A 21,039-nucleotide genomic window follows, 5' to 3' on the forward strand; every position below is an offset into this window, starting at 1 on the left:
CTGCATGCGGGGGGGGAACCTCAGGGTGGCAGTCGCGGTTTGTAGAACTCACTTCGGAATTCTAGTTCACCTGCCCGTGTACCCAGGGTGCCGGCTCGTTTTTCGCCTTACTCTGGGCTATTTTGTTTGACGCCCGTTGGCGTCTGAGCACTCGCGTGCGACCAGCGACACCCACTAACCTAACGCGCATTCGCCGTGCGGGGTCAGACCGCGAAGCGGTCGGGTATCCCGCAAACACGTTGGGAACTCCAACGGAGTTCAACAAACCGTCCAATGTATGCGAAGACGACAAACCCCGAACCGGGTAACCATTCCAGAGAAGGACACCACGTTGAATAGATCTGCTTGTCCACCCCTGTACCGGGAAGGGGATGAGAGGCTTGTGGGAACCAGGCAGCCACTACCTCACAGGACACTTTCATCTGTCTGGCCACATCCCTTCTCCGTTCGCATTCAGCAAAGACCTCATTGCCTTCGCCCGAAATTGTTCCACGTGGAACAATCCCGCCCCTTTGAACCGCGCTGGAACCCCATCCAAAAGCCATTCCCTTTATATAATAGGGGGGCATGCTATCTTTAGGGCTACCCATGAGCCTCTACACCTATCCGAAAGTTTACGATGTCATTGTCTGCGGAGCCGGCCACGCCGGAGTCGAAGCTGCGATGGCGGCCGCACGCTTGGGATGTGAGACGGCCATCCTTACTCAGAACCTCGACACCATCACCCAAATGTCCTGCAACCCCGCTATCGGGGGATTGGCCAAAGGGCACTTGGTTCGGGAGATCGATGCCCTGGGTGGGGTGATGGGCTCGAACACGGATGCCACCGGCATCCAGTTCCGGATGCTCAACGCCACCAAGGGTCCCAGCGTACAGGCCCCTCGCGCACAGTGCGACAAGAAGGCCTACCAGTTCCGCATGAAGTGGTTGGTGGAGAACCAGCCCCACTTGGACCTGCACCAAGGGAACGCGGCAGAGATCCTCGTAGAGAATGACCAAGTCACCGGAGTCCGCACCAGCCTAGGACTGATCTATCGGGCGAAGTCCATCGTCATCAGTTCCGGCACCTTCATGCGGGGGCTGCTCCATGTGGGTCTGCAGAACCAAGCGGGGGGGCGGATGGGGGACGGACTCTCTACCCTGAGTGACAGCCTCCGGCACTTGGGCTTCGAAGTGCAACGGTTCAAAACTGGCACTCCTTGTCGGATCAACGGGAGAAGCATCGACTACTCTCAGTGCGAACTACAGCCCGGAGACACTCCGCCACCCCGTTTCAGCTATCTCAGCGGGGTACTTCCGGATGATTCCGAGCTCTTCACCCTCAACAAATGGAGCCCAGAATTGTTCCACGTGGAACAATCTCCGTGCTGGATCACCTACACCAACCCCCGCACACATGAGGTTATCCGGGCCAATCTCGACAAGTCTCCCATGTATTGTGGGGTGATTGAGGGGATCGGTCCTCGCTATTGTCCCTCTATTGAGGACAAGGTGGTTCGCTTCGCCGAGAAGGAGAGGCACCAGATATTCCTGGAGCCAGAGGGGAGGCACACCCGCGAGTACTATGTGAATGGGGTCTCCACCAGTCTCCCTTTTGAGGTTCAATACGAATTCATCCGCAGCATCAAGGGTCTGGAGAACGCCGAAATCATCCGTCCTGGGTATGCAGTGGAGTATGACTACTGCCCACCTACCCAACTCCAGTCCACCCTGGAAACCAAGCGAGTCTCCGGCCTCTACTTCGCAGGACAGATCAACGGTACCTCTGGCTATGAGGAGGCTGCCGGCCAAGGGCTATGGGCAGGTACCAACGCCGCCCTTAAGGTAAAAGGGGAGGCCCCATTCACCTTGAAACGGTCCGAAGCCTACATGGCCGTGATGGTGGATGACCTCATTACCAAGGGCACGACCGAGCCATATCGTCTCTTCACGAGCCGGGCGGAGTACCGCCTGCTCCTCCGGCAGGACAACGCCGATCTCCGCCTCACGCCCAAAGCTGCCGAGCGGGGGATGGTGGATGCCTTCCGAAAAGCCCATACCGCATCCAAGATCGAGCAACTCGCCGAGCTGAAGAAGTTCGTGGCTAGCACCACTTTTGAGAACACCCGTCTTGCCCAATGGATCAAGCGCCCCGAAAATGCCTTTGCCAGACTGCCTTCAGACCTTCGCGGCACTTGGTCCAGCGAGCTCTGGACCGTGGCTGAGAACGATCTGAAGTATGCTGGCTACATCACGCGCCAGGAAGACATGGTGGACAAGACCTCCCGGATGGAGGACAAGATCATCCCAGACTGGGTGGATTACTCCGCCATGAAGGGGCTGAAAAAGGAAGCCATGCTCAAGCTTCAATCCATTCGCCCCACCACTTTTGGCCAAGCCGCCCGCATACAAGGCGTCACCCCAGCCGATTTGGCAGTCGTTTCAGTAGTGCTGAAGAAGGGTGGGGTGGAGGAAGCGAAGGCGGAGTAGGGGATGGTATAAGGTGCGGAATGCTCGCTGAGACTCCGCACCGGAGGTCCATCCTCCTCTCAGCCACGAGTGCTGCCCAAGGGGGCGGATCACAGGACTTGAGGGCCACATGGTGCGGCCTTCAACCTCTCAAATGCCCCGGGTACCGCGAGGGCTCCGCCGCAGAAGTTTCAAGTAGAGCCCGCGAATGACCCTTGCAGTGAAAGCCGGTCAAATAGCCGCACCTCCTTCGGAGTAGGCTCGCTGGAGCTCGCCAATGTTGGGCTTGTAGCCCCATCCTTTTCGAGGAAAGGCTTCGATTGGGTGACTCCCGATGACGCGCGCCGGGGGGGATTCAAAGAACCACTTTGTGGTGCCCATCTCATTTGGAAGTTGATCCCCAGCGGGGATTTCTGGCACAGCCCAACATTGGACGAGCCTTAGCGAGTCAACGTTGGGTATCCGCCGCAGAGGGTGATCAGGTGGGAAAGCCAAAAGCATTCGCATTCACCACACCACCTTCAACGCCCCCAAGGCATGAATGATTAGTCGCACCTCGCGAGGCCACACCGTGACTGAAGTTCCCGGCAAGATGCCGGAAGCAGCACGCAAGTTGCGTGCGCTCCCCAAGCTTCCCCGGCACAAACCATTGTAGTCCCGCTTAAAGATGGAGGGCATCTAAGACCATTTGCGGTAGGAGATCCAAGACGCCCAGGCAATCTGGAACGACCAACAGTCTCGACTGACGATGCACACACCCTCCCTCTGCATCAGAACGATGATATTCCTCCAAGCGAGCTTGGCTCACCGCACGACCGCGTTGGCAAGGTCAGCGATAGTTCGCCTGCACCGCGGAGTTTGTCGCCGATCGGTGGAATGGATCCGTGCATAGACGAAGTGGTTGATCATTGGGCCGCATATCCTGGAGGCGATTGAGCCGACGGGCGACCGTCGGACTACACCGAAGCGCGACTCCAGAACGTGTCACCAAGTGCTGGACTGCTTTGAAATCTGAAGAGGAACGACACGTGTTCGACGATGCCTCGACAAGTTGATAAATCCAAGCCCTCAACTGACCGGCTGAAATTTCCTCGCACCCTGCCCCGGGGTCATCCGACCTGCCGTCACCACCAGCTGCCAACTGAATCCGGACCTCTGAGCTTCGAGACTACAGCCTCGATTTCCTCAAGATTCCTTAGAGAAGATTTTTCCATACCACATCAAAAATCACCCTTCAGAAATGCCTCTTTGAGGAATTCCAGCGCCAACCCCCATGTCTAGAGTCATAAAAGGGCATCGACGCGTCAGAATCGATTTCTGAGCGATCTAGGGCAGGGGACTTTTGCCGAATTTTGCCAGCGCCCGTTTCAGGCCATCGCCTCCCAATTTTTCAGGAGGCTTGGCCCGGCCCCGAAATCATGTCCATCTGCGCTCAATCTTGGCAATCCTGTCTCACCCTCACTCATTCATCTCCTGTCACCCTTCCCGAACCGAGTGCGCCTCATACGCTATCTGAAAATCAGCGTACGCTTTTTCAAGTCCCTCCTTCATTCCAACCTTCGGTCCCCATCCCAATGCCGACATTCGGGACACATCCATCAACTTGCGCGGCGTGCCGTCCGGCTTGGTGGTGTCGAACACCAGCTCGCCTTCATAGCCGACCACCGATTTCACCAACTCGGCCAGGGCGCGGATCGTGATGTCATCACCGCAGCCGATGTTGACCCAGTCTGGCGGATTTTCCGACTCAAGTAGATGGAGGCAACCGTCTGCCAAATCATCCACATGCAGGAATTCACGCCGCGGGGTGCCGGTACCCCAAACGACCACTTCAGGCAGTCTCTTTAGCTTCGCTTCATGGAAGCGGCGCAAGAGTGCGGGAATCACGTGAGAGTTCTCGGGGTGATAGTTGTCGCCTGGGCCATAGAGATTCGTCGGCATCGCCGAGTGAAATAGAACGCCATGCTGCGCCCGATAGTGCTGGCACAATTTCAGGCCCGCGATCTTCGCCACCGCATAAGCTTCGTTGGTGAGCTCAAGCGGTCCCGTCAAAAGGGAATCTTCCGGCATGGGCTGCGGGGCCAGGCGGGGATAGATGCAGGAGCTGCCCAAGAACAGCAATCGCTTCACCCCGTTCTTGAAAGCCGCGTGGACACAATTCGAAGCGATCATCAAATTGTCGTACAAGAAATCGGCAGGGTAGGTGTTGTTGGCATGGATGCCTCCCACCTTGGCGGCCGCCACCACCACCACCTCAGGTCGGTGCGTTGCGAACCAAGACTCCACACTCGCCTGGTTCACCAGATCCAGCTCGCTCCGTCCCCCCGTCAGAATTTTCTGATGCCCTTTTCCCCGGAGAGCCCGCACCAAGGCACCTCCAACCATACCGCGGTGCCCAGCAATGAAGATAGGAGAGGCCAGATCGAGAGAAGTCATGGCCAAAACCATGAACGGGGACGTTCCACCGGTCAATCGCGACCCTGAAAGGACGCAGAAATGACTCTTCACAACTCGCTTTTTCAGATTCCCAAACCTTTCGTTCAAGTTCACGGTGTCAACGTCCCCTTTTGGGCGCTCCCATCTGAGGCACCGTGTGAGTTGACGGCTGCCCTGGGTGGCAGCTTCTCATACCCCCCTGCGCAAAGCCTGAGCTCACAACGTTCTGAAATGCCCGTCCCTCGCGCAGCCCAGCCTCCCAGCGGGTGCAGTTATAGGATATAACAGGCGTGAACGCATGCCCGCCACCCGGGCATGGGACCCGTTTTGACGGCTTTGTTTTGGGCTCGAACCAAGCCCCGTCAAATGCTGTGGATGGGAAACTGCCAACTGCTGCCTGCCAGCTCCCGGAGAGCCCAATCCCTGCAGAACGCAGGTGTCCTGTCCTGGGATATGCTCTCTCCGGAATGGAGTTCAAGCGTTGCCCCAGCGGCAACCCTCAAGTCACCAGCTCAAATACCGACATCCAGACCCTGACGGGCTCCAACTTGACAGTCACACCCCGACTCACATTCCACGCAACACACTTACCATGAACATGTTACGCAACATCTAAGCAGAAAGTCAGTCGATTCTCCCCGCAGGATGAGCCGCCACTCGCACTCTCTTCTTGCCCCAGAGCGCAGCCGAGTCTAGGCTGCGCCCCCTCACTCCTATGGCAGATCGGCGTATTCTTGTAACCGGCGGCGCGGGCTTCATCGGCTCGAACCTTGTTCATTACCTTCTCGGCAAGGCCGAACAGGAGCACGGCATCACCGTCTCCAAGGTGGTCAACCTCGACAAGCTGACCTACGCGGGCAACCGCTCCAGCCTCGCCTCCCTGGCTGACGATCCCCGCCATGTGCTGGTGGAAGGCGACATCCAGAACAGTGAACTGGTCGCCTTCCTCCTCAGGAAATACAATCTCAACGCCATCATGCACCTCGCGGCCGAGTCGCATGTGGACCGTTCCATTGATTCCCCGGAGGAGTTCATCATGACGAACTTCGTGGGCACCTTCAAGCTGCTGGACGCCGCCCGTGTGTACCACAAGGAGCGCCAGGCGGCCGGGCAGAGCGACTTCCGCTTCCTCCACGTCAGCACCGATGAGGTTTTTGGCTCCCTGGGCCCCAGCGATCCCGCTTTCTCCGAGACCACCCCGTACGCACCGAACAGCCCGTACTCCGCCAGCAAGGCCGGCAGCGACCACCTCGCCCGGTCATACGTGCACACGTTCCACCTGCCTGTAGTTACCACGAACTGCTCCAACAACTACGGCCCCTTCCAGTTCCCGGAAAAACTCATGCCCCTCATGATCCAGAAGGTCATTCGCGGGGAGAAGCTGCCCGTGTACGGCGACGGCTCCAACGTGCGTGACTGGCTCTATGTGGAGGACCACTGCCGTGGCCTCACCCTGGCCATGCTCAAAGGGGAGATTGGCGAGACCTACAACATCGGTGGCAAATGCGAGATGAAAAACATCGAGGTCGTGCACGCGCTCATCAACGCCGTGAACGCCGAGCGCCCCGATCTGAATCGGGATCCGGCCGAGCTCATCACCTTCGTCAAAGACCGCCCGGGACATGACCGCCGCTACGCCATTGACTGCACGAAGATCGGTCGTGAGCTTGGCTGGCAGCCCCAGGAGACCTTCGACAGTGGCATGCGCAAGACAGTCCGCTGGTACCTCGACCATGCAAACTGGATCGAGGAAATTGAGCGCAAGTATCAGCTCCAGCGCCTCGGTCAGGCCTGAGTCCCGCCATTCATCCCTCCCGTTCGATCATCATTCATGAGACGACCGATTCCAGGCGGATTGCTCATCGCCATCGAGGGCATCGACGGTGCGGGGAAGACCACGGTCTCCGCCACCCTCGCCCAATGGTGCGGGGAGCGGGGTCTCCTTTGCGCGCTGTCCAAAGAACCCACCAGCCTGGAGTGGGGGCGCAAACTGCGTGAGTCTGCCGCCAGTGGCCGTCTCACCCTGGCCCAGGAGCTCGACCTCTTTCACAAGGACCGGGAGCAGCACAGTGAAGGCTCCATCCAGCCTGCCCTGGATGAGGACGCCATCATGGTACTGGACCGCTACTACTGGAGCACCGCTGCCTATCAAGGTGCCCGCGGTGCCAATGTGGATGATGTCCTGGCTTTCAACGAGACCAACTTCCCGCTGCCGGACCTTGTCCTCCTGCTCGACCTGCCGGTGGCTACAGGGCAGGATCGCATCCGCGTACGGGGAGATCAGCCCAACTCCTTTGAGGATGTGGATGCTCTGAGCCGCTGCCGGGAGATTTTCCTCCAGTTGCCCGGCCGCAGTCAGGCGCGTTGCGTCATTGTCGATGCCTCCCGGCCCTGGCGTGAGGTATCCAAGGAGTGTCTCGCCCTGTTCAAACAAGCCGCCCAGCAGAAGCTCTGGAAAACTGCCAGCCCGCGCTCGCTTAGCACAGAAGCCCTTGCCCTTTTTGGGGAGTAGAACTTGATCACCACCTCACGGCGGTGATCGCCAGCCTCCGTGAATCATGGTAATGTGGAGCATCACCCGCGCAGCTATGAAAGAGGTGTTCGTCCATCCCGATTCCACCCGCGTCGGCTTTTGCAAATCCCTGCTGGAAGAGGCGGGCATTGCCTGCTTCATCCGCAACGAGCATACCAGCGGCGTGTTTACCGGCATTCCGCTGCCCGTGTTTTATCCGGCCTTGTGCATTCACGACGATGCGGACCTCCATGCCGCGCTCTCGATCGTGGAGTCCACCCAAAACATCGCTGAACCTGCGGGCAACGAATGGCAGTGCCCCACCTGTGGGGAGAGCGTGCCCCCGGGCTTCGATATTTGCTGGAACTGTGAGGCAGGCAGGCCGCTCAAGTAGCTTCAAGAGCAAGGGGCAGGGGGAGACTGGCCACAACTTTTGGCAGAGCCCCCTCAGCACACTGCTTAGCAGTTGCACCACCCGCACTCCCGCGCACACTCAGCGCATGAGCGCACGCAAAGGCATTGTACTCGCCGGTGGATCCGGCACCCGGCTATTCCCCCTCACTATCGCCGTGAGCAAGCAGCTCATGCCGGTGTATGACAAGCCGATGATCTATTACCCGCTGTCCGCTCTCATGCTGGCAGACATCCGGGACATCCTCATTATTTCTACTCCTCATGATCTCCCTGGTTTCCAGAAGCTCTTGGGAGACGGCTCCCAGTTCGGCCTCAACTTTGAGTATGCCGAGCAGCCCAAGCCCGAAGGCCTCGCCCAGGCTTTCCTGATCGGGGAGAAGTTCCTCAGTGGCAGCCCGGCAGCTCTAGTCTTGGGGGACAACCTTTTCTACGGCACCCAGTTCCGCAAGGCTGTGGAGCGCGCCGGAGCCCAGACCTATGGAGCCACCATCTTTGGCTACTACACCGCCACACCGGAGATCTACGGCGTCGTCGAATTCGACAAGGCAGGCAAGGCCATTTCCCTGGAGGAAAAGCCCACGCAGCCCAAGTCCAACTACGCAGTGCCAGGCGTGTATTTCTACGACGAACGCGTCTGCGAACTGGCCCGTTCCATCAAACCCAGCGCCCGTGGTGAATTGGAAATCACCGACCTCAACCGCCTTTACCTTGAGGCTGGCGAGCTTCAGGTGGAAGTGCTCGGTCGCGGTGTCGCCTGGCTGGACACTGGCTCCCCTGACTCCCTCCTTGAGGCTGCCGAGTTCGTGCAGGTCATCCAGCATCGCCAAGGCCTCAAGATCTCCTGCCTGGAAGAAATCTCCTACAACAAGCATTGGATCACCAAGAGCCAGCTCCTGGCTTCGGCCGACAAATTCGGCAAGACCGAGTATGGCGACTACCTTCGCAAACTCGCGCAGTACGATCACACCACGGCTTCACACGGTCCCATTGCCTAGGCCGAAGCGCTCTCATTCCTTCCTCACGAGCCCATGCTGGACGATGGAAATCACCGCCCGGGCGCGACTTGGCTTGCGGCTGCCACGGCGCTCCTGCCCACCCTGGTGGTGCAGGAGTTCACCCGCATCATGCTGTTGCCCAAGCTGGACAAATTCTACGAGGTCGCTGCTGGCTCATTGCAGAACCCTGACCTCCACACCCTGCACCGGGCGGTGCATTTCGTCTTGGGCAATGCCGCGTCTGTCCTGCCGGCTCTGATCGTACTTATTCTGTTGCTGGAATGGATTGTAAAACCCTCCAAACGGGTGCGAAGCCTGGGTGCAGCCATGATCGCGGTGACCTACAACACCGCTGTTCTTCTTGGCGTCGTGGTCGTTGCCATCCTCTTCGCTGTCACGGGTCCCGAGACCAGCAGGTCTGAGCCGGCAGCAACACTGTCTGCCCCTGCATCAACCGGGACACCGGCCCCGTCGAACGCCCGCTGAGGCGTGCTTTCAGCAAAAAAACCTTTTTGACTCCACATTCCATGAACAACAGCCTGCCTCCGAAGTCCACCTCCCGACCCCCGGAAAAGGACTTCACCGCTGGTGGTATCTTTGATCTGGCGGAAAAACCAAGGGGCACTACGGGCGACCACGATCTGGATGACCGCCTCAAAGATCTGGCGTCCACCTGGGTGGATGATGAGCGCAAACGTGACCTCGTCGCGGGTTTGCTCATGACCAGCCTCAAGATCGGCCGTGACAACACGGGGATGGGTGATCTGAAGATGCTGCACCGGGCCCTGCGCGAGATGCGTCACGCGAACAAGGTCTTCCAGGCCTACCGCCACATCCGCAAGGTCTCCGTCTTTGGCTCAGCCCGCACCGATTCGGGCATGCCCGCTTATCATGCTGCCGAGACCTTCTCCCAGCGCATGGTGGAAGAAGGATTCATGGTCATCACCGGGGCTGGGGATGGCATCATGGGTGCCGCTCAGCGTGGTGCAGGGCGGGAGCAGAGCTTCGGCCTGAACATCCGTCTGCCGTTCGAGCAGAGCGCCAACGACACCATCGTCGGCGATGAGAAACTCGTCACGTTCAACTACTTCTTCACCCGCAAGCTTTCCTTCGTGAAGGAGGCCGATGCCGTGGCGCTGTTCCCAGGTGGCTTTGGCACCATGGACGAGATGTTTGAGAGCATCACTCTCATGCAGACGGGAAAGGCATCCATCCTGCCGGTGGTCCTGGTGGACGAGCCCGGCGGCACCTACTGGTCCACCTTCTTCGCCTTCGTGCGTGAGCACCTCTACGGCCATGGCCTCATCTCGCAGGAGGACATGAGCCTGGTTCACATCACCGACAGTGTCGATGAGGCTGTCCGCGTCATCACCACCTTCTACAAGGTGTTCCACTCCTACCGCCACGTGAAAGAGCGAACCGTCTTCCGCATCAAACGCAAGCTCACACCCGCGGCCGTGACCAAGCTGAACACCGATTTCGCAGACATCATCAAGTCCCCCCTTGAGCAGGCCTCCGCCCTCCCCGAGGAGCAAAACGAGGAGGGCATCTCCCACCTGCCCCGTCTCATCGGTACGATGAAACACGGCGAGTACGGCCGCTGGCGTCAGCTCATCGATGCCATCAACATGGCCCAGGTCATCCCTGCCAAGCTCTAACCCCCCAGCCGTCACCTGTCATCATGGGAGCCCTGGCCAGATTCCACATTCCTCCATCCCACTGGCAGCCGGCCGGTGGCACCTTGGTGCTGGATGGCGATGAGGCCCGCCACTGCACCTCGGTGATGCGGCACACGGCGGGTGATGAAATAACTACATTCGACGGAGCGGGAATTTCCGCCCGCTGCCGGATTGTCGCCACCACTGGCAAGACGGTGGAGCTGGAGGTGGTCGAGACTTTGTCCACGCCCGCTCCGGCGGTGTCCATCTCCCTCGTGCAGTCCGTGCCCAAGGGAAGCAACATGGAATGGATCGTCGAGAAGGCGGTCGAGCTGGGCGTCAACGCCATTCACCCAGTGTTGACAGCTAGAACCGTGGTGAAGCTCGACAAAAAGGAGGCCGCAAAGAAGCAGGAGAAATGGCAGCGTCTCGCTCTTGAGGCCTGCAAGCAGTGCGGCCAGAACTGGCTGCCTGTCATTCACCCGCCCGCCCCCTATGCCGAGGTGATGGCGGGATTGCCGCCGCATGATCTCCGTATCATTGCCGCCATCCAGGATGATTCGAAGCCTCTCAAGGAGATCTTGAAGGACCGGGCGAAACAGGGGAGTGTCATTTCCTCAACCCTGCTGTGCGTTGGTCCAGAAGGGGATTTCACTCCGGCGGAATACCAGACCGCGCGCGATCACGGATGTGTGCCGATGAGTCTCGGCCCCATCATCTTGCGCGTGGAAACCGCGACGATGTACGGGTTGAGTGTACTGGGGCATGAGTTGCGGGGTTCATAGTGCTTGGTGCTTGGTTTCTCCAGTTTGGGCAACAAATAACCAGCTCACCTGGCCGCAGCGTAAAGGAGGCGGGGTCTCCGGGCCCGCGCAGCAGCGGCGATGTGGGTTTATGAGTCAACAGAATGCCCTGACCGAATCGGACGTCAGGGGTGCTGTGTCCTGACCCGCGTAAACGCGGAACCCCAACCCTGACGGCGGACGGGAGGGGAGTGGGTAGGATGTCTGGGCCCGGTATGTGGCTGCTGAGGACGCTCGACTGAGCGGGGCTGGGAACCCCCGCCTCCTTTACCTGCATACAAGCTGCAAGGTCATGTGATCGCAGAGTACAGGAGGCGGGGTCTCCGGCCCCGCGCGGCAGCGGCGATGTGGGTTTATGAGTCAACAAAATGCCCTGACCGAATGGGACGTCAGGGGTGCTGTGTCCTGACCCGCGTAAACGCGGAACTCCAACCCTGACGGCAAAGCAGAGGGGGCCACGCAGGTCGTCAGGGGTCGGCATGTGGCTGCTGAGGACGCTCGACTGAGCGGGGCTGGGAACCCCCGCCTCCTTTACCTGCAAACAAGCTGCAAGGTCATGTGATCGCAGCGTAAAGGAGGCGGGGTCTCCGGCCCCGCGCGGCAGCGGCGATATGGGTTTGATGAGTCAACAGAATGCCCTGACCGAATGGGACGTCAGGGGTGCTGTGTACTGACCCGCGTAAACGCGGAACTCCAACCCTGACGGCAAAGCAGAGGGGGCCACGCAGGTCGTCAGGGCCCGGTATGTGGCTGCTGAGGACGCTCGACTGAGCGGGGCTGGGAACCCCCGCCTCCTTTACCTGCAAACAAGCTGCAAGGTCATGTGATCGCAGAGTAAAGGAGGCGGGGTCTCCGGGCCCGCGCAGCAGCGGCGATATGGGTTTGATGAGTCAACAGAATGCCCTGACCGAATGGGACGTCAGGGGTGCTGTGTACTGACCCGCGTAAACGCGGAACTCCAACCCTGACGGCGGACGGGAAGGGAGCAGGTAGGATGTCTGGGTCCGGTATGTGGCTGCTGAGGACGCTCGACTGAGCGGGGCTGGAAACCCCCGCCTCCTGTGCCTCTGGCGGGATATCACGAAAAAAAGCGGCGCATGGTCACATGCGCCGCCTTCAGAAGATTCCAATCAGCGAACTTCGATTACACCAGCATGAGAGCCGGGTTCTCGATGAGCTTGCGCATCTCGGCCAGGAAGGTGGCCGCTACGGCTCCGTCCACCACGCGGTGGTCACCGCTCAGGCCCACCCACATGCGTTGACCCACCACAATTTGGCCCTTCTCATCCACCACCGGCGCGCTGCGGATGCTGCCGATGCTGACGATGGCCGCCTGGGGCGGGTTGATGATCGCAGCGAACTGGTCGATGCCATAGGCCCCCAGGTTGCTCACGGTGATGGTACCGCCGGCGAACTCATCTGGGCTGAGCTTCTTGTTCTTGGCCTTGCCAGCGAGATCCTTCACCGCTGCGCTGATTTCCAGCAGCGTCTTGGTCTCGGCGGCCTTGATCACCGGAGTCACGAGACCTTCCGGGATGGCAATGGCCACGCTCAGGTTCACGTGCTTGAACTGCACAATGGCGTCACCGTCGAAGGAGGCGTTCACTGCCGGGACCGTGGCTGCGGCACGAACCACGGCCTTCAGGATGAAGTCGTTCACCGTGTACTTGTTCCCGCTGGTCTTTTCAGACTGCGCGTTGATGTGCGCACGGAAGGTCATGAGAGGGCCGGCATCCACTTCCATCTGCAGGTAGAAGTGAGGGATCTGGGTCTTGCTGGCCAGGAGGCGCTCCGCAATGATGTTGCGCATGCCCGTAAGGGGGATGCGTTGGTCATCCGGGCCCGCGACAGGGCGGATGGTCTGCACGGCCTTGGCAGGGGTAGCACTGGCACTGGCACCGCCCTGAGGAGCGCTTTCCACATCGGCACGCACAATGCGTCCACCGGGGCCGGAGCCTTGGATCTTGGTGAGGTCCACGCCTTTCTCCTCAGCCACCTTGCGGGCCAGCGGGGAGGCTTTGACACGCACGCCATTGGCCGTTGCAACCGCCGGACGGCGCTTCTGCCCAGGAGCTGTGGGGGGGAGATTGCCGGCAAAGGCTTTGCCACCCGCTGGCTTCTCAGACTTGCCGGAGGACTCTTCCTTCTTGGCAGGAGCCGGAGCGTCGCTGCCAGCGATGAGGGCGTCGAGATCAGCCGGGGCTTCTTCGCCTTCGGCAAGGAGCACCACCATGGTCCCGCCGAGGGGCACCTTGTTGCCTGCCTGGGACACGAGTTTAAACACCTTGCCCTCTTCAAAGGCCTGCATCTCCATCGTCGCCTTGTCCGTCTCCACATCGGCGATCACCTTGCCCATCTCCACGCTGTCGCCTTCTTTGATGTGCCACTTGGCGAGGGTCCCCTCGGTCATCGTGTCACTGAGCTTGGGCATCTTAATGAGTTTTGGCATGACGGGAAATCGGTTGTGGTAGGTGACTGGCTGTGAAGTGCAGCGGCCGTGCCACCATAGGGATGATACGCGCTTTGTCTAGAGAGACGGCGCACCTGCTCGCCCCCCTCGGAAAATCTTCCCGCAGACTTCACCAGCCCGGCGCGGCTATGGCGCTCAAGAGGCGCTGACCGGCACCCAGATCCAGAATCTGCAGCCGCCCGTCCTGACCTGCGGCCAGCAGCTTCCAGCCGCTGTCATCCGGCGTCAGGGCATCGATTCGCACCCCCAGCGGCGTCAACTCCACTGCAGGCGCATCCAATTTCGCCAGATCATACTGCCTCAGACGACCGTCCACGGAGGCCGTGATGATCTTCCCGGAACCCAGAACCACCCGGGTCACCTCCTGGCGTCCCCCTTTCAGCAACTTGTCCTTCGTCCGTCCTCCACCATCCACGCTCTCATCCCACTTCCACCGGCGCACCTCTCCATCGGCAGCCGAGGTCGTCACCGTCGCACCATCGGCATCAAACACCGCACTGGTCACCGCACTGCCGTGGTTGGCAAAGGTCAGCCCCGGACTGCCATCTTCACTGGCCAGCACTTTGGCAGTCCGGTCCCGGCTCGTGCTCACCACATGTTTCCCATCGGGCGCAAAGGTCAAAGATGTCACCCAGTCCGCATGAGCTTCCGCTTTCCAGGCGGGCGTCCAGTCGCTCGTGTAGTACACCCGCACGGTGTTGTCGGTACCGCCCGCTGCCAGGAGGCTGCCGTCTGGGGAAAACCCAACCGCCAGCACAGTGTCTTTGCTTCCGGGCAGACGCTTGACCACTCTCCCGGAGGCGCGCTCCACCACGAGCAGTTCGCCACCCCGTCCAGGAGATCCGCCTGCGACCGCCAGCAGACGGCCGCTCCGTTGCAAGGCAAGTCCAAGAACCCGCTCTGGCAATCCTTTGAATCGCCGCTGCAACCGTCCCTCCGGCACCGACCATTCCAATACCTCGTGATAACCGCTGGTGAAAGCCGTCTGTCCGTCACCCGCCATCACCGCCGCCGTGATGGGTAGTGGCCGGGGATACTTCTCCGGGGCCTTGGCACTGGTCTTCCCGCTGGCAGCAGAGATCACCTCGTTGAGCGCCAGCCTGGCATCGCTGCCGTCGAACTTGCTGCCCTGCTCAATCCACCGTTTCACCAGGGCCACCTGTTCAGGGGGCAGGGGATCGTCGTTCGCGGGCATGCGCTCGTCTTCATCTGCGGTGACCAGCCGGGTGAAAAGGGTGCTGGCATCCGGTTTTCTGGCAGTCAGCGGAGCCAGTTCGCTGTCGCCAGCTTTCGTCACGTGCTCAAACGTGTCCACTCGATAGCCGCCCTTGGCCTTCTTCTCCTGATGGCAAGTCAGGCACTTGTCCGCCAAGATCGGAGCGATGTCCTTCTGAAAAGAAACGGTTGGTTCCGCCCCCTGCAACCACGGTGCCAGCAAAACCCCCAGGACCAGCCCCCAGGCCCCCGGGCGGTACCCTGACCGTGAAGTTTGCGGTTTCAAATCTGGCGATTTCATGCTTCTTGCCACCGGCACAGTACGACTCTGCCAGCTCCATCTTATCCTTCCCAACCCACTCGACATGTCCAACGCCACCGCCCAAGAAGCCCTCCTCGAGATCCTCCTCAAAAAGTCTGTCATGTTCGGCGATTTCACACTGGCCTCCGGTGCCAAGAGCGACCTGTACGTGGACTGCCGGCTGACCACGCTGGATGCGAAAGGGGCCTTTCTGGTTGGCCAGGTGATGTTCCCCATCGTGCGTCAGGCCGAGCAGGAGTTGGGCATCAAGGCGGACGGCGTGGGTGGTCTTACCATGGGCGCAGACCCCGTTGCCCTTGCCATCTCGATTGCCTCCCATCTGGCTGAGCCGGAATCTCCGCTCAATGCCTACAGCGTGCGCAAAGAAGCCAAGAAACACGGCCGCCAGAAGCTGGTGGAAGGCAACTTCAAGGCTGGGGACAGCGTCGTGGTGGTGGATGACGTGATCACCACCGGCGGATCCACGATCAAGGCCATCGAAGCCATCGAAGCCGAGGGCGGCAAGGTGGCCTTCGTCCTCGTCCTGCTCGACCGCGAAGAAGGCGGCAAGGCCAACATCGAGGCCAAGGGCTACAAAGTCTATCCCGCCCTGACCCGCAGCATGCTCATCAAGAAGTAATGCTCCCAACCCCGGAGGGATGATCATTTCCTCCATCAAGTTGGCAGACTTTAGAGGTTCGACAATTCTGGCGGGATCGCCTAGCATCCGCAGATGGCCACGATCCCCCAGATCGTCGAAAACCTTGAGCACCTCACTCCGGAGGATCTTGAGGTCACCTCAAGCTTTGTCCAGTCCCTGCTGGAGGCTCAGCAAAGGAAGCTGCTGACCATCACTGAGGAGGTCGCCGCCAAACTGGTGCCGACACTGCCCGATCCTCCTGCGACCGGCGTCTGGAAAAAGCGCAGCCACGCCGACACCGATGATTGGTGAACGCCAGTAAAACGGTAACTCAGTAAACCAGTAATTCAGTAGTCCAGGACCGCGTCAGGACGCGAAATTGTGCTTGGATGATCGTCGCCCAAACGACGCCAACCAAGAACCCATTAACCCATCTTCCCGCGGAGAATCTCGCCGACCACCTTTGGGTTGGCCTTGCCACCGCTGGACTTCATGATCTGGCCGGTCATCCAGTTGACCACCTTGTCATTGCCGGCCTTGAACTCCTCCACCTTGGCGGGATTGGCGGAAATAACTTCATCACACAGCGCCTCCAGGGCGCCGGTATCACTGACCTGCTCAAAGCCCTTGGCCTTGATGATCGGCGTGGCGGCTTCACCCGTGGCAAACATCTCGGCAAAGACCTCCTTGGCCTGGTTGTTGGAAATCTTGCCCGCCTCGACGATGGCCACCAGCTCGGCCAGAGAGGCCGGTTTGACCAAGCTCTCCTCCAGCGGCGAACCCGCTTCATTCAGGCGGCCCAGCAGTTCGTTGATGACCCAGTTGGCCACCTTCTTGGCGGGAACCCCGGCATCCGCCCCGGCTGCTTCCTCGAACCAGGTGGCCAGCGCCTTGTCACTGGAGAGCACCCCGGCGTCATACGCGCTGATGCCATAGTCCGCCTCAAAGCGGGCGCGCTTCTCATGAGGCAGCTCCGGCAGACGGGTGCGCGCAGCCTCCAGGAGGGGGGCGGTGCGGATCGGCAGCAGGTCGGGGCAGGGGAAATAACGGTAGTCGTGCGCGTCCTCCTTGGTGCGCATGAGGACGGTCTCGCCGCGGTCATCATCCCAGCGGCGTGTGCTCTGGATGAGCTTCTCGCCCTTGTCCAGGGCCTCCCTTTGGCGCTCCACCTCAGCATGGATGGCGCGGCGGATCGCGCTCATGGAGTTGAGGTTCTTGAGCTCGATCTTCGCGCCCAGCTCCTCCTGGCCCTCAGGGCGCAGGCTGATGTTCACGTCACAGCGCAGGTTGCCCTTCTCCATGTCCGCATCACTCACCCCGCCATAGATCAGAATCTGGCGCAGGCTCGTGAGGTAGGCAAAGGCCTCCTCCGCACTGTCGATGTCCGGATCGCTCACGATCTCCATGAGCGGCGTCCCGGCACGGTTGAAGTCCAGCATCGTCCCGGCACCGGTATGGGTGCTCTTGCCCACGTCCTCCTCCAGGTGGATGCGGGTGAGCTTCACCACCTTGCCGGGGTTCTTGATGCTCTTCTGCGCGTCCTTGGGATAGGCCAGATCATACAGCGGCACCCCGCCACCCATGCACAGCGGCAGGTCGAACTGGCTGAGCTGGTAGTTCTTGGGCATGTCCGGGTAGAAGTAGTTCTTCCGGTCCCACTTGGAGATTTCCGGCGTGCTGCAGTTCAGCATCAGGCCGGTCAGCAGCGTCTTCTCAATCGCCTCCAGGTTAAGCACCGGCAGCGCTCCTGGCAGACCCAAGCAGGTGGGGCAGGTGTGCGTATTCGGCTCGGCTCCGTATTCCGCAGGGCAGGGGCAGAACATCTTGCTGCGCGTGTTGAGCTGCGCATGAACTTCGAGGCCGATGGTGGTGATGTACTTGGGCATGTGCGGAACGGACGGAACGTCTCGGGAGCCCGTAACAACGGCACAATGCGGCTGAATTCAAGCAGAACCGAAACGCCAGCGCGTCCCGCCGCTTCAAGAAGGGTCGTGCAGCAGATAGGTCAGGATTTCGCGCCGGGCCGGTTGCTGGTCCAGCCAGCTTTTGATCTCTTCGGCACGCTCCATCACCTCGGGGCCCAGCAAGACCGCAAACCGGGCTCGGAAGGCTGCCTCCAACCCACAGGGCTCATTCTGGACAGGGCCAGAGTCTTTTTCTGAGACCTGCTGCGCCGCCTGTTTCTCGTGGATCACCTGTTCAAGGGCCTCACGCCTCACCTTGGCCTGCCAGGGTGCGGTCATGATCAGGTGCACCTCATCATGAAAGTTCCGGCTCCGCAGCGCCTCCCATTCATTGACGTCGAACCAGATGCCGGCCGCCGAACGATCCACAGAGAACTCAAAGCCGTGGCCCACCTTGTATCGGGTCATCAGGGTCCCCGTCTCTGGGCAGATTTTCACCTTGTGGGAATCCTCTGACTCCAGCTGGTAGCCCCTATCCTCGCCAGGAGGGAGGTGGGGGAGACGAGCTGGCTGCTGGCTCAACCATCGCCAGTAGTTTTGGTAGGGCAGCCAATGGCCGCCGGACACCGGGCAACGGTAGGCCACCAATCCGGGCTCAAGGTCCACCCGGTTCATACGCGACTTCGAATCCACAGGACTGATCATGGGAAGCAACACTGGGGGTTGAAGCGCTGCAGCAGGGGAGGGGAGCCAGCCGGTCCGGGCACGACCTCATAGGTCGTACACCGTTTTTACCGGCAGCACTGAGCCCGCTGCCGCAGCAGGTGGTCGCAGAGTACCAGATGCACCATGGCCTCGACAATAGGCACGGCACGCGGCAGCACACAGGGATCGTGGCGACCACGTGCCTTCAGCGTGGCTGCCTCGCCATCCTTGGTCACCGTGTTCTGCTCACGCAGCAGGGTTGCGGTGGGCTTGAACGCCACCCGGAAGATGATCTCCTCGCCGTTGCTGATGCCGCCCTGAATCCCGCCGCTGCGGTTGGTCCGGGTGCGCACACGCTCACCTTCCATGTAAAATTCGTCGTTGTGCTCCATGCCAGTCAGCAGCGTGCCGGCAAAGCCGCTGCCAATCTCGAAACCCTTGGTCGCAGGCAGGCTCAGCATGGCCTTGGCCAGATCTGCCTCCAGCTTGTCGAACACCGGTTCGCCCAAGCCTGTAGGAACACCCCGCACCACGCACTCCACCACACCACCCACGGAGTTACCCTGCTTCCGGATTTCATCGATCAGCTCCACCATCTTCTCTGCGGCCACGGGATCCGCCGTGCGCACGATGTTGGATTCAATGGACTCACGGGTGATCTGCTCTGGTGTCGGATGGGCCTCGATATCGCGCACCGTCTTCACGTACGCCAGGCACTCGTAGCCGGCACAGGATGCCTCGACGACCTTCCGGGCGATGACACCTGCCGCCACCCGACCGATCGTCTCACGGGCACTGGAGCGCCCGCCACCGGCCACAGCCCGCACGCCGTACTTGGCGTCATAGGTGAAGTCAGCGTGAGAGGGGCGGTAGGCCGTCTCCATCTCCTTGTAGGCGTCTGAACGCTGGTCCTCATTGGGCACCATGATGCTGATGGGGGTGCCCAGAGTCTGACCGTTCAACACACCGGACAGGATCTGGCACCTGTCACCCTCCTTGCGCTGCGTCACGATCTTGCTCTGCCCAGGGCGACGACGATCCAGTTCCACCTGGATCTCGGTCTCTGTCAGAGCAACCTGCGGCGGGCAGCCATCCACGATGCATCCCACTGCCAGACCATGCGATTCGCCATAGGTGCTGACGCGGAAGAGAGTGCCAAAGCTGCTGGACATGGAAAAATGGGGAGGCGCAGGAGGTGAGACGTGAACCGTCACCTTGGCGCGATTTTCCGTTCAACGCAAGAATGAGCACGTCCTGCTCTTGACTGTCTGCTTTTCCGTTCAAGGACACTTCGCTGGTCCGGTTCCAGCCCGAAGTTCTTCCCAGCGTTATGATTCATTAAATTTTGAAACCCAACACTTCATATCCGTATAGGCTGTGGGTATGTTAACAACCGTGTTCTTCATCGGTGACAAAACCGTTCCACGGCGAACGACCCCGTGAAGAGTGTGGGTACAGGATGGGAGGCATGTGGTCTCCAAGTCTCGTTTGAGAACAAGGTTGAGATTGTTGGCTCGGTTCTTCGCAATTTTGTTCACAAGAATTGATCACGTCCTCATTAATGATAAATATATCTTAGTATTTAAGCAATGTAAATTATCAAGGTTTGATGGTTTGGGTTCTCTGGCAGCCGAAAGACTGAGAAACCATAATCCACTAGCACCTCCGCAACGCGTGGAAGCATGGATTCGCAAATCCGGGGTCGCAGGGTTCGACCGTGCAAGAGGCATATAATTTCCATGATCCGAGCCATTCGGGCGGACGGGTGAGCTCTGGTACCGTGCTGGCAACAGCTTGGGTGGGGGCCTGTCAGGCTTGGCCTTCGCCAAGTGTCTTGGCCGTAAGAGCTATCAGCTCAGGCAGAGCAAGCGCTGCCTGAGCGGCCGCCGTCTGCGCTTCTTTCTTGCTGCGACCGGTTCCGGCCGCCAGATCCCGGTCCTGCCAGACCACAACGGCTTGGAAGACCTTTTGATGATCCGGGCCCTCGGCCGCGATGATGCGGTAGGTGGGGGTGTTCCCGCCTTCACCTTGGAGGAGCTCTTGGAGTTGCCCTTTAGGGTTGAGCTCCACGGGTGAGTGCTGAAGAGCCGCCAGGTCATGGCTCCAGTGCTGCAGCACGAAGGGGCGCACGGCCTCGATTCCGCCATCCAGATAGACCGCTCCAATGATGGATTCCATCACATCTGCCAGAGTGGACTCCCGGGACCGCCCGCCATTGGATTCCTCCCCCTTGCCGAGCAACAGATCCCTGCCGAGGCAGAGCTGACGGGCGATATGAGCCAGCGTACGAGTCTGGACCAGCCGGGTTCGCAGCTTGGTGAGCAGGCCCTCGTCATCCAGGGGAAACTGGTGATAGATGGCTTCAGAGAGCACCAACTGCAACACGGCGTCACCCAAGTATTCCAGACGTTGGTTGTGCCGTTGGGGGTTCTTGCTCTCGTACGGGAGGCTGGGATGCGTCAATGCTTCCTGCAGCAGTTCGGGCTGCTTGAACTGATAGGCGATGCGCGACTCCAGCGAATCCATTTACGGGGTGTG

Annotated in this window: 17 protein-coding genes; 10 read left to right on the forward strand and 7 right to left on the reverse strand. The window is 60.1% G+C overall.

Annotated elements, in window-relative coordinates; all coding sequences use genetic code 11:
- Positions 1-588: 588 nt before the first annotated feature.
- Complete coding sequence (mnmG, locus tag VSP_RS00005; RefSeq protein WP_009957883.1) at positions 589-2,469, forward strand: tRNA uridine-5-carboxymethylaminomethyl(34) synthesis enzyme MnmG; 1,881 nt, start codon at positions 589-591, stop codon at positions 2,467-2,469.
- A gap of 1,455 nt (positions 2,470-3,924) precedes the next feature.
- Here the strand turns inward: mnmG and VSP_RS00015 are convergent.
- The gene (locus tag VSP_RS00015) at positions 3,925-4,884 is read right to left on the reverse strand and encodes a GDP-L-fucose synthase family protein (protein ID WP_044133750.1); all 960 of its coding nucleotides are present in this window, start codon (positions 4,882-4,884) and stop codon (positions 3,925-3,927) included.
- Between the two features lie 715 nt (positions 4,885-5,599).
- On the opposite strand from VSP_RS00015, the gene rfbB reads away from it, so the two are divergent.
- From rfbB to VSP_RS00050, 7 genes are all read left to right on the forward strand, one after another.
- Positions 5,600-6,679, forward strand: a complete 1,080-nt coding sequence (gene rfbB / locus VSP_RS00020) for a dTDP-glucose 4,6-dehydratase (RefSeq protein ID WP_009957887.1) — start codon at positions 5,600-5,602, stop codon at positions 6,677-6,679.
- 36 nt (positions 6,680-6,715) lie between these two features.
- Positions 6,716-7,396 (forward strand): dTMP kinase, encoded by a 681-nt coding sequence (tmk, locus tag VSP_RS33110; protein ID WP_044133364.1) that lies wholly within the window; start codon positions 6,716-6,718, stop codon positions 7,394-7,396.
- 46 nt (positions 7,397-7,442) lie between these two features.
- A complete protein-coding gene (locus tag VSP_RS33115; protein ID WP_081452323.1) occupies positions 7,443-7,790 on the forward strand; it encodes a putative signal transducing protein in 348 nt (115 codons plus the stop codon).
- Between the two features lie 106 nt (positions 7,791-7,896).
- Positions 7,897-8,805: a glucose-1-phosphate thymidylyltransferase RfbA gene (gene rfbA, locus VSP_RS33120; RefSeq protein ID WP_009957892.1), complete on the forward strand. Its 909-nt coding sequence runs from the start codon at positions 7,897-7,899 to the stop codon at positions 8,803-8,805.
- Positions 8,806-8,838: 33 nt separating this feature from the next.
- Complete coding sequence (locus VSP_RS00040; RefSeq protein WP_009957894.1) at positions 8,839-9,291, forward strand: hypothetical protein; 453 nt, start codon at positions 8,839-8,841, stop codon at positions 9,289-9,291.
- A 41-nt stretch (positions 9,292-9,332) separates the two neighbouring features.
- Positions 9,333-10,463 (forward strand): LOG family protein, encoded by a 1,131-nt coding sequence (locus VSP_RS00045; RefSeq protein ID WP_009957895.1) that lies wholly within the window; start codon positions 9,333-9,335, stop codon positions 10,461-10,463.
- 23 nt (positions 10,464-10,486) lie between these two features.
- Positions 10,487-11,248 (forward strand): 16S rRNA (uracil(1498)-N(3))-methyltransferase, encoded by a 762-nt coding sequence (locus VSP_RS00050; RefSeq protein ID WP_009957896.1) that lies wholly within the window; start codon positions 10,487-10,489, stop codon positions 11,246-11,248.
- 1,162 nt (positions 11,249-12,410) lie between these two features.
- Here the strand turns inward: VSP_RS00050 and VSP_RS00055 are convergent.
- Together VSP_RS00055 and VSP_RS00060 are read right to left on the reverse strand one after the other, a co-directional pair.
- On the reverse strand, positions 12,411-13,715 hold the full coding sequence (locus VSP_RS00055; RefSeq protein ID WP_009957898.1) for a pyruvate dehydrogenase complex dihydrolipoamide acetyltransferase: 1,305 nt from the start codon (positions 13,713-13,715) through the stop codon (positions 12,411-12,413).
- Between the two features lie 130 nt (positions 13,716-13,845).
- Complete coding sequence (locus tag VSP_RS00060; protein WP_198141281.1) at positions 13,846-15,252, reverse strand: c-type cytochrome domain-containing protein; 1,407 nt, start codon at positions 15,250-15,252, stop codon at positions 13,846-13,848.
- 64 nt (positions 15,253-15,316) lie between these two features.
- On the opposite strand from VSP_RS00060, the gene pyrE reads away from it, so the two are divergent.
- Positions 15,317-15,892, forward strand: a complete 576-nt coding sequence (gene pyrE / locus VSP_RS00065) for an orotate phosphoribosyltransferase (protein ID WP_009957900.1) — start codon at positions 15,317-15,319, stop codon at positions 15,890-15,892.
- 93 nt (positions 15,893-15,985) lie between these two features.
- Positions 15,986-16,204 carry a hypothetical protein gene (locus VSP_RS00070; RefSeq protein WP_009957901.1) on the forward strand — a complete coding sequence of 73 codons (219 nt, stop codon included), beginning with the start codon at positions 15,986-15,988 and terminating at the stop codon, positions 16,202-16,204.
- 113 nt (positions 16,205-16,317) lie between these two features.
- Here VSP_RS00070 and gatB read toward each other — a convergent pair whose 3' ends face one another.
- The 4 genes from gatB to rnc form a co-directional block, all read right to left on the reverse strand.
- Positions 16,318-17,778: an Asp-tRNA(Asn)/Glu-tRNA(Gln) amidotransferase subunit GatB gene (gene gatB / locus VSP_RS00075; protein WP_009957903.1), complete on the reverse strand. Its 1,461-nt coding sequence runs from the start codon at positions 17,776-17,778 to the stop codon at positions 16,318-16,320.
- A 93-nt stretch (positions 17,779-17,871) separates the two neighbouring features.
- Positions 17,872-18,501, reverse strand: coding sequence for a TFIIB-type zinc ribbon-containing protein (locus VSP_RS00080; RefSeq protein ID WP_009957904.1), 630 nt, complete (start codon positions 18,499-18,501; stop codon positions 17,872-17,874).
- Between the two features lie 86 nt (positions 18,502-18,587).
- Entirely contained in the window at positions 18,588-19,673 is a 1,086-nt protein-coding gene (gene aroC / locus VSP_RS00085; RefSeq protein WP_009957905.1) for a chorismate synthase, read from the reverse strand.
- 637 nt (positions 19,674-20,310) lie between these two features.
- Complete coding sequence (gene rnc, locus VSP_RS00090) at positions 20,311-21,027, reverse strand: ribonuclease III (protein WP_009957906.1); 717 nt, start codon at positions 21,025-21,027, stop codon at positions 20,311-20,313.
- Positions 21,028-21,039 lie beyond the last annotated feature (12 nt).

Source organism: Verrucomicrobium spinosum DSM 4136 = JCM 18804, assembly GCF_000172155.1.
GTDB lineage: Bacteria > Verrucomicrobiota > Verrucomicrobiia > Verrucomicrobiales > Verrucomicrobiaceae > Verrucomicrobium > Verrucomicrobium spinosum.

Bases quoted from the DNA above. Each gene is read 5' to 3' on its own strand.
- VSP_RS00070 (WP_009957901.1), top strand. From the start codon at position 15,986: ATGGCCACGATCCCCCAGATCGTCGAAAACCTTGAGCACCTCACTCCG.
- VSP_RS00055 (WP_009957898.1), bottom strand. From the start codon at position 13,715: ATGCCAAAACTCATTAAGATGCCCAAGCTCAGTGACACGATGACCGAG.
- gatB (WP_009957903.1), bottom strand. From the start codon at position 17,778: ATGCCCAAGTACATCACCACCATCGGCCTCGAAGTTCATGCGCAGCTC.
- rnc (WP_009957906.1), bottom strand. From the start codon at position 21,027: ATGGATTCGCTGGAGTCGCGCATCGCCTATCAGTTCAAGCAGCCCGAA.
- rfbB (WP_009957887.1), top strand. From the start codon at position 5,600: ATGGCAGATCGGCGTATTCTTGTAACCGGCGGCGCGGGCTTCATCGGC.
- VSP_RS00040 (WP_009957894.1), top strand. From the start codon at position 8,839: ATGCTGGACGATGGAAATCACCGCCCGGGCGCGACTTGGCTTGCGGCT.
- pyrE (WP_009957900.1), top strand. From the start codon at position 15,317: ATGTCCAACGCCACCGCCCAAGAAGCCCTCCTCGAGATCCTCCTCAAA.
- VSP_RS00060 (WP_198141281.1), bottom strand. From the start codon at position 15,252: ATGAAATCGCCAGATTTGAAACCGCAAACTTCACGGTCAGGGTACCGC.
- VSP_RS00080 (WP_009957904.1), bottom strand. From the start codon at position 18,501: ATGATCAGTCCTGTGGATTCGAAGTCGCGTATGAACCGGGTGGACCTT.
- tmk (WP_044133364.1), top strand. From the start codon at position 6,716: ATGAGACGACCGATTCCAGGCGGATTGCTCATCGCCATCGAGGGCATC.
- aroC (WP_009957905.1), bottom strand. From the start codon at position 19,673: ATGTCCAGCAGCTTTGGCACTCTCTTCCGCGTCAGCACCTATGGCGAA.
- VSP_RS00015 (WP_044133750.1), bottom strand. From the start codon at position 4,884: ATGACTTCTCTCGATCTGGCCTCTCCTATCTTCATTGCTGGGCACCGC.
- VSP_RS00045 (WP_009957895.1), top strand. From the start codon at position 9,333: ATGAACAACAGCCTGCCTCCGAAGTCCACCTCCCGACCCCCGGAAAAG.
- VSP_RS00050 (WP_009957896.1), top strand. From the start codon at position 10,487: ATGGGAGCCCTGGCCAGATTCCACATTCCTCCATCCCACTGGCAGCCG.
- rfbA (WP_009957892.1), top strand. From the start codon at position 7,897: ATGAGCGCACGCAAAGGCATTGTACTCGCCGGTGGATCCGGCACCCGG.
- mnmG (WP_009957883.1), top strand. From the start codon at position 589: ATGAGCCTCTACACCTATCCGAAAGTTTACGATGTCATTGTCTGCGGA.
- VSP_RS33115 (WP_081452323.1), top strand. From the start codon at position 7,443: ATGGTAATGTGGAGCATCACCCGCGCAGCTATGAAAGAGGTGTTCGTC.